12 protein-coding genes are annotated in these 13,069 nt (G+C 65.4%); 6 read left to right on the forward strand and 6 right to left on the reverse strand.

What is annotated here, in order from left to right; translation table 11 throughout:
- Positions 1–16: 16 nt before the first annotated feature.
- The 4 genes from OB08_RS13130 to OB08_RS13145 all read right to left on the reverse strand — a co-directional run bounded on the left by OB08_RS13130 (position 17) and on the right by OB08_RS13145 (position 4,382).
- Positions 17–895 carry a carbohydrate ABC transporter permease gene (locus tag OB08_RS13130; protein WP_461475499.1) on the reverse strand — a complete coding sequence of 293 codons (879 nt, stop codon included), beginning with the start codon at positions 893–895 and terminating at the stop codon, positions 17–19.
- On the reverse strand, positions 895–1,863 hold the full coding sequence (locus OB08_RS13135) for a carbohydrate ABC transporter permease (RefSeq protein WP_461475429.1): 969 nt from the start codon (positions 1,861–1,863) through the stop codon (positions 895–897). The genes OB08_RS13130 and OB08_RS13135 overlap by 1 nt, the downstream gene beginning before the upstream one ends.
- An 86-nt stretch (positions 1,864–1,949) precedes the next feature.
- Positions 1,950–3,257, reverse strand: a complete 1,308-nt coding sequence (locus OB08_RS13140; protein WP_461475430.1) for an ABC transporter substrate-binding protein — start codon at positions 3,255–3,257, stop codon at positions 1,950–1,952.
- A gap of 738 nt (positions 3,258–3,995) precedes the next feature.
- Positions 3,996–4,382 carry a MarR family winged helix-turn-helix transcriptional regulator gene (locus OB08_RS13145; protein ID WP_461475432.1) on the reverse strand — a complete coding sequence of 129 codons (387 nt, stop codon included), beginning with the start codon at positions 4,380–4,382 and terminating at the stop codon, positions 3,996–3,998.
- Between the two features lie 144 nt (positions 4,383–4,526).
- Between OB08_RS13145 and OB08_RS13150 the strand changes: the two genes are divergently transcribed.
- Positions 4,527–5,612 carry an FAD-dependent oxidoreductase gene (locus OB08_RS13150; RefSeq protein ID WP_461475434.1) on the forward strand — a complete coding sequence of 362 codons (1,086 nt, stop codon included), beginning with the start codon at positions 4,527–4,529 and terminating at the stop codon, positions 5,610–5,612.
- Positions 5,613–6,664: 1,052 nt separating this feature from the next.
- Positions 6,665–7,012 (forward strand): hypothetical protein, encoded by a 348-nt coding sequence (locus tag OB08_RS13155; protein ID WP_461475500.1) that lies wholly within the window; start codon positions 6,665–6,667, stop codon positions 7,010–7,012.
- Between the two features lie 300 nt (positions 7,013–7,312).
- Here OB08_RS13155 and OB08_RS13160 read toward each other — a convergent pair whose 3' ends face one another.
- Positions 7,313–8,434, reverse strand: a complete 1,122-nt coding sequence (locus OB08_RS13160) for an ABC transporter permease (protein WP_461475436.1) — start codon at positions 8,432–8,434, stop codon at positions 7,313–7,315.
- Between the two features lie 71 nt (positions 8,435–8,505).
- Between OB08_RS13160 and OB08_RS13165 the strand changes: the two genes are divergently transcribed.
- Positions 8,506–9,090, forward strand: coding sequence for a TetR/AcrR family transcriptional regulator (locus tag OB08_RS13165; RefSeq protein ID WP_461475438.1), 585 nt, complete (start codon positions 8,506–8,508; stop codon positions 9,088–9,090).
- Here the strand turns inward: OB08_RS13165 and OB08_RS13170 are convergent.
- On the reverse strand, positions 9,054–9,707 hold the full coding sequence (locus OB08_RS13170; protein WP_461475440.1) for a TetR/AcrR family transcriptional regulator: 654 nt from the start codon (positions 9,705–9,707) through the stop codon (positions 9,054–9,056). The two genes, OB08_RS13165 and OB08_RS13170, sit on opposite strands and share 37 nt — an antisense overlap.
- A 100-nt stretch (positions 9,708–9,807) precedes the next feature.
- On the opposite strand from OB08_RS13170, the gene OB08_RS13175 reads away from it, so the two are divergent.
- The 3 genes from OB08_RS13175 (at position 9,808) to manA (ending at position 12,817) form a co-directional block, all read left to right on the forward strand.
- Positions 9,808–10,488, forward strand: coding sequence for an antibiotic biosynthesis monooxygenase family protein (locus OB08_RS13175; RefSeq protein WP_461475442.1), 681 nt, complete (start codon positions 9,808–9,810; stop codon positions 10,486–10,488).
- Between the two features lie 52 nt (positions 10,489–10,540).
- Positions 10,541–10,888, forward strand: a complete 348-nt coding sequence (locus OB08_RS13180) for an SCP2 sterol-binding domain-containing protein (RefSeq protein ID WP_461475444.1) — start codon at positions 10,541–10,543, stop codon at positions 10,886–10,888.
- A 780-nt stretch (positions 10,889–11,668) separates the two neighbouring features.
- A complete protein-coding gene (manA, locus tag OB08_RS13185; protein WP_461475446.1) occupies positions 11,669–12,817 on the forward strand; it encodes a mannose-6-phosphate isomerase, class I in 1,149 nt (382 codons plus the stop codon).
- Positions 12,818–13,069: the final 252 nt, after the last annotated feature.

A 13,069-nucleotide genomic window follows, 5' to 3' on the forward strand; every position in this document is an offset into this window, starting at 1 on the left:
CGTACGTTCAGGCACGTCATCCCTTGACCGCCCCTTGCATGATTCCCGCGACGAGCTGCTTTCCTGCGAACACGAAAAGCAGGACGAGTGGAATGGTGGCCAGAACCGCGCCGGCGAGTACAACCGAGTAGTCGACGAAGTAGCCCGCTTGCAGTGTCGCGAGTGCGACAGGCAGGGTCGGGTTGTTCTGATCGAGAATGATGTAGGGCCAGAAGAATGACGTCCACGTCCCGACGAAGACGAACAGTGCGAGTACGGCGGCGGCGGGACGGGCGGCGGGCACGCCCACGTGCCAGAAAGTGCGAAGAGAGTTGGCGCCGTCGATCCTGGCCGCTTCAATGAGCTCCGTCGGTATCACCTGGCGAAGGTACTGCGCCATCCAGAACACGCCGAAGGCGGAAACGAGGGAGGGCAGGATAACGCCCCACAGCGAACCCGTGAGCTGGAACTGGCTCATCAGAATGAAGAGCGGAACCACGCCAAGCTGAGTCGGGACAGCCATCGTCGCCACGACGAAGATAAGCAGTCCATCCCTGCCGCGGAAGGTGAGCTTCGCGAAGGCATAGCCGGCTAGCACCGAGAAGATCACCGTCGATGCGGCCACAACCGTCGAAACGACGATGCTGTTGACGATCGCCTTCCAGAAGTTGACTTGCGGATCGTTCATGACTGCCGCGGCGTTCTGCCAGAAGTTGCCACCGGGCACCCAGGACATGTTGGGGTCTCGGAGGGTCGATCCATCGCCGCTAGCGATCAAGACGGACCAGTACAGCGGAAAGACGGACAGAAGTATCACTATGGACAAGAACAGGTAGCTGGCCCCGGGAGGGCGCCCTGTGCTTGAGCGGCGCGGCTTGACGCGAACCGGGGGACGTGTGTCGACGATGTCAGCGATCACGCCGACTCCTTCCCGCTGGTGGCGATACGTCGCGTGATCAGATAGTTCAAGAGGACAACCGCAATGATGATGAGAAAAAGAACCCACGCCACTGCGGAGGCCATCCCGAAGTCAAGCTGCCGCCACCCCAGCTGATACAGGTACATGGTGATGGTCAACCACTGAGAGTCCGCGCCTCCGTTGGCATCTCGACTGAAGAGCTGTGCTTCCTCGAAGATCTGCAAACCCCCAATCGTAGAGGTGATGACGACGAAGATGATGGTCGGCCTCAGCTGCGGAATGGTGACCGAGATCAGACGCCTCAACGGTCCGGCGCCGTCGATCATCGCAGCCTCGTGAAAGTCCCTCGGGATCGCTTGCATTGCAGCCAGCAGGATCAGCGCGTTGTAACCGGTCCATCGGAAGTTGATCATGGAGGCGATCGCGATATGGCTGGGAAGCACTTCGCTGTGCCAACCGACCGGCGGTATCCCGAGTGCTCCCAGGATGTTGTTAACAAGTCCAGACTGGTCCGCGAACAGAGCGCTGAAGATCAAAGTCACGGCGACAGGTGTGACGACGTAGGGGAGGAGCACGCCCATTCGCCAGAAAGTCTTCGCCCGAAGGTTAGCGTCGAGGACAGCAGCGATGATGATCGCCAACGAAATCTGCGGCACAGAGGACAGCAGGAAGATGCTGAATGTGTTTCGAAGTGATATCCAGAATTTGTCTTGGCCAAGAATTGCCGCGTAGTTTTCCAGGCCGACGAAGTCACCCTTGCCCCCGATCAGGTCCCATTCGTGGACCGAGACGAAGGCCGTGAACACGAGGGGGAATAGGCCGGTGACGGCGAACAGCACGAAAAACGGCGAGATAAAGAGGTAGGGGGATAAGCGCATATCCCAGCGGCTGACGGTGTTGCCAAGACCCACCCGCCGTACGCGATCTACTTTGGAGGCGGTGTGCAGTTGAGTAGTGGTATCCATGTTGGTCCGCTAGTTCGGCAGGAATGCGGGTGTCGGGCCTTGCGACCTGCGACGGGCATCAGAGACCCGACACCCGCTTCGGGCACTTAGTTCAGGTTCGCTGACTCGAGTTCGGAGACGACTTGCTCCCACGCTTCCTCAGCGGTCTGGGATCGGTCGATCGCCGCCCGCGTTACCCCTGCCTCGAGGATCTGAGCGATCGCGAAGTTGTTCGGACCCTTAGTCGTGGAGATGTCGGTCGCGCTTGCCCTGTCACTGAAAATTGTGCCAGTGGGAGCTCCGTTGAAGTACTCATTCGCGTAATCGATCAGTACGGGGTCCGAGTACGCGTCGACCTGGCTCGGGAACGCACCGATGTTCTGAAACGCTTGAACTTGCTGTTCCGGCGCGGTCAGCCACGCGGCGAGCTCCTTCGCCTCCTCGGGATGCGGAGACTGAGTCGGTACGGTCAGATAGGAGCCACCCCAGTTCCCACCGCCTTCTGGGAAAACGTTGGCCACATCCCACGTCGTCGTGTCGGGGGCGTTGCCCTCGACCATGCCGAGCATCCAGGACGGGCAAGCAATGGTCGCGAAGGCGCCGGACGCCATGCCTGCATACCAGTCGTCTGAGAATTCTTTGAGGTCGGCTCCTGTAGCAAGGCTCGCCTCAATGGCCGTGAAGAACGCATTCTTGGTCTCGGGGTTGGTCGCCGCGACTACCGTGCCGTCGGCGTCCTCGTACGCATAGTCGATCTGCCCAATAAGGGAGTTGTACGTCACGATCGGCGCGTCGAACCACGCGACTCCGGTCTCGGCGAAAAAGTCCTCTCCGATTCCGAAGTAGTGATCCCAATCGCCCTCGAGAAGTGCCGCAACTTCCTCGCGATCTGTTGGGAGTCCCGCCTCAGCGAAGAGATCCGTGCGGTAACAGATCGCCTGGGGCCCGATGTCCGTGCCATAGCCGATGAGACGACCCTCCGCATCCGTCGCGGCTCCAGCGACCCAATCCAGCCAGCGCCCGTCGACGTCATCCGACGTGAGGTCCACGAACTTGTCGGGATACTGGAGCATCTGCGGCATCCAGTCGTTGGAAATGGCGACGACGTCGGCCAGCCCTGAGCCGGCTGCGAGCTTGGTCAAGATATTGTCGCGCTCAGCGGCGCCGCCGCCTGTTGCCGCCTGATCTTGAACCACCGTGATTCCCGGATTCTCGGCTTCGAACTCCGCAATCATCTCTTCGCTGTATCCGAAATCCGTGAAGACCGACACGGTCAGGGTGATCTCCTCCCCCTCGTCCGTTCCGCTCGAATCGGGGGCTGCGCAGGCGGTCATCCCGATCAGAAGGCCGCTGACTCCCGCGAAGGCTATTCCTGCCCTCCAAGCGGGAAGCTTGCGCTGTCTTGCATTCATCATTGAACTTTCCTAACTGGAGAGGCACTGTCTCCGCTTGGCCCAAGAGAGCTGTGATCAATCGTTTGTTCATCGTAGTGCGACGGATATTCCACCGCAAGAGCAGAACAGGAGTTCGCAATGGGCCGCTCACCCACTGCTTGGGGAGTAAGCGGGTGCTTGCCCGACGCGAGCGAACGCAGGAGCGGGCCGTCCATCTGCTTCCAGGGGTAAACCCCACTCGATCGATGAATTCGAACGGGCACTCTCCTGCGAGAATGTCGCGGGCTCACCGCGGATGAGGACGCGCAGTTCTCAACCAACTCCGGAGCTCGCTCCTGCGACCCGGTTTGGTCATCGGTTGCAGGCGGGAACAATCCGCCGGCTCGATACGACTCGATGCAAACGGTTGAGGATTCCGAGCGTCGATTCATGCAATTCGCCAGGGAATGTGACCAATCTGATGCGGCTCCATGAGTGTTCGAGTTCACCGCCAGCGCCATCTTGATGTCTCGGTCCATCCGTTCTGCGTTTGGTATCCGCGGGTGGCGTTGAGGGCGAAGTCGGTGGGGGTTTCGCCGGTGCCCGGGTGCTGATCATGGCTTCGTTGTGTGGATCAGGGCGATGATGTCGGTGGGTAGTTGGCGTTGCCGTTGCGCTTGCCGAGGGGAAGCAGGCGTTCGGAGTGGGCGGATGGTGATCTCGCCGTCGCGGTCTATTGTTTCGGAGCGGACTCTTCACGCGTTGGGGTCGTCGAGTGGCTCACTCTCGATGGAGCTGTCCGAGGAGGATCTTGACGAGATCCTCTGCCTCGTTTCGCCGCGACGCGTCCCAGGTCCTGGTGAGTCCGCGCAGCCGCGCGGTGAGCAGCTGCTGGAAGCGGCCGGCGAGGGACTTGCCCTTGTCGGTCAACGCGATCCTCACGATGCGCCCGTCAGCGGGGTCCGCTCGTCGCTCGAGCAGGTGCCGCGCGGTCGCGCGATCGACGAGGCGGGTGATGTTCGATCGGTCGCAGTGCAGGGCGCACGCGAGCTCCCGTACTGAGGGCCCGCGTTCGGACTCGCACAGCAGCTGAGCCTGCTGAGGGGTGAGCGCGAGTTCTCGGCTGACGTTCGCGTACAAGGCTTCGAGCGCCACGTACAAGTCCACGAGAGCCCGCTCCAGTGCGGGAGGATGAGACGACGTCACATGCCCAGTCTACCAATCGTTGACGTCATCACGGATCTGTTACCCTGACGACTAGGTGATGGTGTCACGTAATTGAAGTGCCGCCGCAAGGAGATTGGGGATGCCATGAAACGTGTGGTCATCGTTGGGGGCGGCTATGCGGGGGTCGCCCTTGCCCGGCATCTCGACGCCGCCCACGAAGTCGTCCTCGTCGAACAACGGGAGCGATTCGCCCACGTTGTCGCTGGGCTGCGGGCGATCGCGGGGGCTTCGGGGGGAAGGCAGCTGCTGCTGCCGTACTCGGAGGTGCTCCAGCGCGGAACGGTTCTCCATGCCGCGGCGACGGCGGTGAGGGACGGTGGCGTCGAAGTGGCGGGGAAGTGGATGCCGGCGGACGCCGTGGCGATCGCCACGGGGTCGTCCTACCCGTCGCCGATCAAGCCCGAGGGATCCGACCTCGCCGGGTATCTCCTCGGGCTGGACGCAGCGGCGGAAGCAGTCTCCCGATCGGCGTCGATCGTGGTCGCCGGCGCAGGCGCGGTCGGAGTCGAGCTCGCCGCCGAGATCCGCCATGCTCACCCCGGTCGCCGCGTCACCCTCATCGGACGACGCCTGATCCCCGGCCCGTACCGTCACGCCCTCCGTCGCCGTCTGCACCGAAAACTCACCGACCTGGGCGTGACGGTGCTCGAGGACAGTCTGATCCAGGATGCCGCCGGAGCACCGGCCGCGCCCTCGGCCACCTACAGTCCCGGTCAGCGCGTCAGGACCACCAGCGGGATCGAGGTCGATGGCGAGGTCTGGTTCACCGCCCACGGTGCACGCCCCGTCACCGATCTCCTGCCGCAGGAAACGCTGGATGCCTCAGGGCGCGTCACCGTCGATGAGCACCTGCGGATACGCGGTTCCCGGACGCTCTTCGCGGTAGGCGACATCACCGACGTGCCGGAGCCGAAAACCGCGGCGAACGCGGAAAGGCAGGCGGCTGTCGCCGCGCAGGTCATCGCCGACCTGCTGGCGGGCCGCGAGCCCCGCACACACTACACACCATCGCGGTACGCAGTGCTGGCCGTCCCCCTCGGGCCGCGCGACGGTGCAACGCAGCTCCCGCTCCTCGGACATCCCATCGTGGGAGCCGCGTTCACTCGACGCATCAAAGGCCAGGATCTTCTCCTCACCCGCTACCGCACCACACTTCGCGCACGCGCCTGACCGGCTCGGCTGAGGCGATCGTCGAGAGGAGCGTCGAGCGGGTCTCCGACCGGCCGGCAGAGCCGCTCATCGGGCGGGTATTCGACGTCAGACCCTGCCTCAGAGGAGTTCTGATCGAAGGCGGAGCGCCGCGGCGCCGATGAGCGGCCCATCGGTGGACAGACAGGGGGCGCGCACCCCGATCGGTCGCGCCGGCGGCAGCGCGGTCCAGCGGCGCGCGGCGTCGGCGACGATCTCGAGGTAGTCCGGCCGAACCCGTGAGAATCCGCCGCCACTCGCCGCGAATTCGAGGCCGAGGAGGGCGGCGACACTGGCGATCCCTTGACCGACGGCCTCGGCGGACCGTTGGGTGGTGGCCTCGGGTCGCCGTGGTGAACTGCGGCGGCGAGGTCCTCTCTGGTTGGGCCGCGCCGGCCTCGCGTCTGTGGCCAGGCCACGGGATCGCCGCCGCTCGGCGGGGGTTGGCAGGCCCTCCGGATCGGCGGCTGCGGACCCCGCGGACGCCAACGCTTCCTCGGCGTCTTCCTCTCCGCCACCGTCGTCTCCACCGTCCTGCTCTTCGTCCCTTACTTCCAACGCTTCGACAGCCACAGCATCGTCAGCACCCCCTCGCCGTCGGCATCGCCTACGGCGTCATCGCCCTACCCACCACGATCATCGTCCTCCAGGGCTTCTTCATCGACTCCCCGCCGAACTCGGAAGCCGCCTCCGTCGACGGACTACCCACTGGGGAGGCTTCACCCGCATCGTCCTCCCCTCTCCCTCGGCCCCATCGTCGGCGTAGGGCTGCTCGCCTTGGTCTTGAACTGGGGAGAAGCACAACTCATGAGAGGGTGGGGTGGCCCTGTCGGGTCGGTCCCTATCTCGCCTCCAGAGACGGGGTCACGGCCGACATCGACGGCCTAGGCGAGCAGCGCACCCGCCTCATCGGCGCTTGAGCTGACCCGCTCGAGCTAGCATCGGGTGATGACGAACGCCTGGTCGCCACCTGATGCGATGGCGACGACGGATCGCTCCGTCCTCGGCGACGCACGTACGATCTGCTGCAGGCCATCATGGAGCATGAGATCGCTCCGATGACCCGGATCTGCATCGACGCGGTCGCAGCGAGGCTCGGTGTCGCGCCCACGGCTGTACGGGAGGCGCTCGATCGGCTCGAGGCCGACGGCCTGGCGCAGAAGCCCACGATCAGGGGGTACACCACCAGCGCTCTGCTGAGCGCCGAGGAGGTCGATCAGCTCTTCCAGATGCGCACGCTCCTGGAACCGCTCGCGGCAGCTGAGGCGGCTCGCTCCCGCTCTCGGAAGCTCACGGACGCCCTCGAGGCCGAGGTCGATCCCCGGCGGATCTCGTTCCGGCTCGGACCAGCGAGAGGTGATCATGCGCTTCAGTCGCAGTGACGCTCGCTTCCATTCGCTCATCGCGGCCGCCTGCGGTAAATCGGTTCGTCCACGAGGGGTACGAGCGCACGCGTCCTCACCTTCACCTGCTCCGTCTGTATCTGGCGGCGCGGCATGACCACGGCGAGCCGGACGCCGTACCGGTGGCCGGCCTGATGACGCGGTACTACGTCGAGGACCCTGTGCCCCGAGCAACCCGCGCGCACTTCCGGATCGCGCAGGCGATCGGAGGAGGACGCCGACCGCGCCTCCCGTGCCATGCGTGATCACATTGAGATGTCTTGCCGGTTCCTCGGGAGATCACCGGTCGCGCCGACCAGCAGGGACGTCGGCTGCCTGAGACCGTCGGCCCTGACGCGTCCGGCCGATGAGGGCGAGCACCAGGCCGGCGACGAGCCACGTGACCAGTGTCAGCCAACCGCTGCCGGTGGGCGCATCAGGGAAGTATCCGGTCGAGCGCAGAAGAGTCGCCGAGGCGCCGGGGACGAATCCCTGGCCGATAGCCCCCCAGGGTTCGGGCAGGAACTGCGGCGGCGCAGAAGCGCCCGCGATCGGGTTGCCGATGAACATTGTGATGACGGCTGCCACACCGATGCCCGCGGCGCCGATGAGGGAGTGAAGGCCCACGACGAGTGCTGCCGTCGCCGTCACCGCCAGGCCGGCAACCGCGGCGTTGACGAGCCAGGGTCCTTGGATGATCTGGAACCATGACTGCAGGATGGTGACGATGAGAAGGCCCGCGCCGACACCATAGGCGGCGAGTCCGACGAGACGCCGGGGCACCCCGCGCACGAGGAAAACCAGGATGATGCCGCCGGCGAGGCCGCCGAGGACGAGCGGGAAGACGGCCGCGGCGAGGCCCGCACCCGTGCGATCGCCGTCGGCGAGGGGTACGAGGTCGGTGACGGTGACCTCCGGCACGTCGGCCGTGCCGCCCGAGGGACGCTCCGGGGCCTGACCGGCCGCGAGGCCCTCGCCGATCGTGGTCAGCTGCGAGGTGAGGGCGGCAATGACCTGCTGATCGATTCGCTCCTGCAGCTCGGTGGCGACGCCGCGGAGGGCGTTCGCCGCGGCGGGGCTGGCCGCCGTGGCGAGGAGAATCTCCGGAGCGTCGTCGGAGTCGGCGCCGGGGAGGAGGATGGCGCCGTACAGTTCGCGGTTCTCGATGCGCTCCGCGGCATCGTCACGCGATGAGACCTCGTGCAGTACGTACGGTGCCGGATCCTGGTCTGCGAGGTTCTCCTCCAACTGGTCGACGCTCTCGGCCGGCCCCGAGATGCCGACGGGAAGGTTGCGCGCCTGTGAAGTGGCGGCCGGCCAGACGAAGGCCATCACGACGAGGGCCACGACGATCGACGCGAGCAGGCCGGCCAGTGCAGCGACGGGGTACGGAGTCGGCCGCGAGGCTTGATCATTGGCCATGGAAACTCCTTCTAAAAAGAATGCTTGATCTGTTTGTGCAAGCACTCTAACAGAACCGCTACTCTCTTTGGATGCCCCGGGTGACTGTCGCATATCGTGAGGCGCGTCGCGACGAGATCGCGCGCGCCGCACTGCGGTGCCTGGTGCGCAAGGGCGTTCGCGACACCTCGATCGCCGACATCGTGACGGAGTCCGGGCTCTCCACGGGCGCCATCTACTCGCACTTCTCCAGCAAGGCCGAGCTGGCCCGCTACATCGTCGCGCGGTATCTCGTCCCGCACGTCGAGACGCTGGAGGCCCGCGCGCGCAAGGGGGATGTCATCGCGCCGCGGGCCGTGCTTGCGACGCTCCTCCGGGCCTTCGAGGAGCACGGACTCCCGCCGTCGGTAGTCGTCCAGTTTTGGGCGGAGGCGATGGTCGATCCCGACCTGCTTGCCCAGGTGAGTGTCACGGCCGAACGCCTGCGAGCGTCGCTGCAAGCCGCGCTCCAGCCGTGGGCGGACGCTTCGGGTGTCGCCGCACCCGCCGTCCTCGCGGCCGACACGGTCCGTGCCGTGATGGCGCTCACTCAGGGGTGGATTGCGCACACGGCCGTGTTCGGCTCCCGCAGCGTGAACTCTTACATCGAGTCCGCGACGGCGGCGCTCACGGAATGACTGGCCACCGTGGTGACGGTGCGCGCTCCGACGAGCCTCTCGGCGGCGAGCGTGAACGCGGTCGTGTCCAGTCGCGGGAACCAGATCCTTTGCAACAGGTAGCCGGGAAGAACGGCGACGAGCACCTGCGCGGCGGCGCGGGCGTCGACATCCGCCGGCAGTCCGCTGGATTCCTGCAGAAGCGCCAGGCGCGCAGCCACTGATGCCGTAAGGTCATCGATCGCACCGGTGATCACGGTGGCCACCGCCTGGTGGTGGAGACTCTCCGCCCATACGGCAATCGCGACCCGGCGATGGTCGTCGTCCTCCTCGACCGAGTCGAACAGGGCGAACAGCCGTTGAAGCTCGTCTTCGATGGAGATCGGACGTTTGTCGGTGGCGGCGGAATCCACCTCGACGAAACGAGTGATGCGCCCGGCGACTCCGCCCGCGATGGCCACGATCAGATCGTCCTTACTGGGGAAGTACCGGTACACCCCGCCGGGTGAGATGCCCGACTCGGCGAACACGTGCTGCATGGTCGTGCCCTGGATGCCTTCGCGTGCGAAGCACCGGATCGCCGCATCGAGGATCAGTCGACGCCGATGGGCGAGGTGCTCTGCGCTCACTCTGGGCATGCGCTGAGTATAGCGAAAGAAAACGGATGTCCCCTTGACTTTCGTTACCCGCGGGTTCATTCTTCAAAAGAACGAATATCCGCTTTACAAAGGAGTCATCATGCCAAAGGTTTCCATCGCTCCCGACACTGCCATCCGCGCGGGAACCGAGCTGACCACCGCGATCAACTTCTTCCACGTGGACGAGGAGGATCAGGCGACCGTGCTCGATGTGATCGTCGCCGCGGCGGAACGGATGTCGGAGGCGCCGGGGAACGTCAGCCTGAACGTGCTGCGCTCGCTGGAAGGCACCCGCATCGTGACCTACGGGCAGTGGTCGAGCGAGAGCGCCGCGCTGTCCGCCGAGAAGCTGCCCGAGGTTCCGGACCTGATCGCCCAAGCCCGGCGCGGCGTGCTCAACGAGCCGCGTCCGCGGTTCTATACGGTCGTCTACGCGGACGATCGGACCCCGGAGGGCGCGAGCGTCATCTCGCACTCGTACACCGGCGCGATCTTCATCAACGAGATCACCACTCAGCCTGCGACGCAGGGTCGCCTGCTGGAGCTCGTGATCGCGAACAACGAGATTCAGTCGCAAAACACCACCGGGTATAGGTCCGCCAATTTCCACCGCAGCTCCGACGGGGAGCGCGCGGTGAACTACTCCCTCTGGGACAGCGCAGAGCACTGCATCCAGGCCATCAGCGCGATGGCCGACATGGACGAGAACCTCGAGGAGACCGTCGAGATTGCAAGCCCGGACTTCCGCTTCTACGAGCTCGTGTACGCCCACCACGCGTAACCGCGCTCCCTCATTTCATCCCACAGATCAGAGAACGACGACAGGAGACATCATGAACACCTCGACCGATACCCCCGCTTCCTACGACGCCGCCGTGGAGAGGCTCACCGACATCCTCACCCCGGCGAGACTCGCCGAGGTCGGCGCCCTCTACGCCTTCCACTTCACCGACGGCGGTCACGCCGTGCTCGACGGACGGAACTCCCCGGGCGGGTACCGCGAAGGGGATCCGTCCTCGGAGCAACCGGTACCGGACTTCGAAGTGACGATTTCGCGAGCGGACTTCGCCCGGCTTGTTTTCGGAGACCTCCACCCCATGGCCGGCATGGCGACCGGGCGAATGAAGCTACGCGGCGACTTCCGGCAAGCCATCCGCCTTGACCGGCTACTGAAATCCTGACACCAACCCCCGGACACATGGCCCGCGGCGGACGCCGCGGGCCATGTGTCCGGCGAATCAGGGCATCCGTCCCGTCGGTGTGGGCCCATTCGCGCCGTCGATGCGGACGTGCCGGCGCACGATCGCTACTCCCGCTCGCCGGTTATGACGTGGGATCGCAGATGAGCTGAATCGTAGGGGTTGAATATTCGACTTGTGATGCGCCGGCCGACGTTGTGGAGCACCCCCTGGTTCCCGCGATGTGGGGCAGAGTTCACGGCCGGGTCCTCAACGGCTGGAGGTCGAACTACTACCTGCTCGAGGTGTCGGTCCCGGCGCCGCGCTTCTCGCGCGACCACGTCGAGGAACTCCGTATCGCTGCCTGCGAATTCGTTTACGGCGATCCGTCGGGTGACACGGCCCTCTTCGTCACTGATGCGGCTGCACCTGGGACGGCGCGCTGGAAGAGGCGTGGGGGATCGTCTGAGCCGGCCTACCGATCGGACTCGACGTCGCCTTACATATACCCCGTCCCGCGAATGCGGCAAGCTCGGGGTGAGAATCAGCGACGCGGGTTCGTCGCATGACAGCTGAAAGGCGAAATTCGTGCCGCCCTGCTCGCACATGAGGCGCCGACATCGGGCACGGGTATGGGGCCCGTAGCGACCGATCCGTGGCGGGCACGGGCAACGGCCATCGTCGCAGGTGTCGGCGGGGTGAGTGGCTCAGTCCGCGCGGTGGGTCGCGCAACATGACGAGCGGGTTCCGATCGATCACCGCGCCCACCCCTACGCTGAGACGATGCTCGTCCCGCTGATCAACGTGCCCCGCGACTACGCCTGGGGGTCAACCATCCTTCTGGCCAAACTGGAGGGCCGCAGGCCCACCGGGATCCCCGAGGCTGAGGTCTGGTTCGGGGACCACCCGGGAGGCCCGTCGGAGACCCCCGACGGCACTCCGCTGAACGCTGGCGGGCTGCCTTTTCTCCTCAAGCTGCTGGCGGCGGGCTCAGCGCTGTCTATCCAGGCGCACCCGTCGAAAACGCAGGCCGAGGCCGGTTACGGGCGCGAGGAGGCTGCGGGCATTCCGCGGGACGCGGCTGACCGGACGTACCGCGACGCCAACCACAAGCCCGAGCTTCTAGTCAGCCTGAGCGACCAGTTCCGCGCGCTGGCGGGGTTCCGTGACATCGCGATCAGTCGCCGACTGGTCACAGGCCTGGGCCCAGGCGCCGGAGCGCTGGCTGACCGTCTTCAGTCCGTTGGCCCATCTCTTGCCCCACTCGTCGGCTGGGCTTTGTCGCCGGACACACGCCAGGACATGCAACAAGTGATCTACGCTGCCCTCGACGCGGCCTCGAACGAGTTCTCCGCGGAACTCGCCCTCGTCCATGAGCTAAACAGCCAGCACCCAAAAGATCCCGGAATTGTGGTGGCGCTACTGATGAATCTCGTCACGCTGAAGCAGGGTGAAGGTCTCTTCGTGCCGGCCGGCATACCCCACGCCTATCTGGAAGGTCTAGGCGTGGAGGTCATGGCTGCGAGCGACAACGTCCTGCGCGGCGGGTTGACCCGCAAACATATCGATGTGGGGGAACTGCTCGCCGTGCTCGATGGGATCCCGGCGTCCCCAACACTCGTAAGCGCCATCACCGTCGCCGACGGCTGGGAACGGTTCGAGGTCCCGGTGGATGATTTCACGCTCTTGCGCGTGACCGCAGCTTCGGGGGCCTCCCGTACCGTCCCGGTCTCCGGGCCCGCGATCGCGCTGTGTGTCGAGGGCTCTCTCGCACTGAGCGGTGCGGATAGCGTCACTCTTTCCCCGGGCGGCGCGGTCTTCATCTCGCCCGCAGAAGGCGCGGTCACCGTGACGGGAAGAGGCCAGGCTTATCTCGCTCTCGGCAAGAGCGCAGGAGCACCCGCCCCCCACGCAAAAGCCGGAGACGCCTGAGTCCGGATGGGACAGTCCTCAAGGGCCGGGCAGAACGTGCTGGCAAGTCAGGCCCGAAGTGCGTTCGTAGTATCGTCCGGTCGACGCGGCGGACCGACTCAGCTGGGCCGCGGGTGATGCGGCGCAACGGGATCTCTGGTTCCCGCCGGTTGAGATCCCGCTCGATTTGAAGGATCCGCCGCAGAAAACGTCCTCCCTGTCCCCTCACGGAGCGAGCGCTCTGGCGGCCAGCCGGTCTGTGGATGCCGGCGT

Source organism: Microbacterium sp. HJ5 (assembly GCF_054824025.1).

Excerpts from the sequence above, each read along its gene's own strand:
- OB08_RS13170 (WP_461475440.1), bottom strand. The coding sequence starts at position 9,707 with ATGCCCAGAGTGAGCGCAGAGCACCTCGCCCATCGGCGTCGACTGATC.
- OB08_RS13135 (WP_461475429.1), bottom strand. The coding sequence starts at position 1,863 with ATGGATACCACTACTCAACTGCACACCGCCTCCAAAGTAGATCGCGTA.
- OB08_RS13180 (WP_461475444.1), top strand. The coding sequence starts at position 10,541 with ATGAACACCTCGACCGATACCCCCGCTTCCTACGACGCCGCCGTGGAG.
- manA (WP_461475446.1), top strand. The coding sequence starts at position 11,669 with ATGCTCGTCCCGCTGATCAACGTGCCCCGCGACTACGCCTGGGGGTCA.
- OB08_RS13150 (WP_461475434.1), top strand. The coding sequence starts at position 4,527 with ATGAAACGTGTGGTCATCGTTGGGGGCGGCTATGCGGGGGTCGCCCTT.
- OB08_RS13140 (WP_461475430.1), bottom strand. The coding sequence starts at position 3,257 with ATGATGAATGCAAGACAGCGCAAGCTTCCCGCTTGGAGGGCAGGAATA.
- OB08_RS13160 (WP_461475436.1), bottom strand. The coding sequence starts at position 8,434 with ATGGCCAATGATCAAGCCTCGCGGCCGACTCCGTACCCCGTCGCTGCA.
- OB08_RS13165 (WP_461475438.1), top strand. The coding sequence starts at position 8,506 with ATGCCCCGGGTGACTGTCGCATATCGTGAGGCGCGTCGCGACGAGATC.
- OB08_RS13175 (WP_461475442.1), top strand. The coding sequence starts at position 9,808 with ATGCCAAAGGTTTCCATCGCTCCCGACACTGCCATCCGCGCGGGAACC.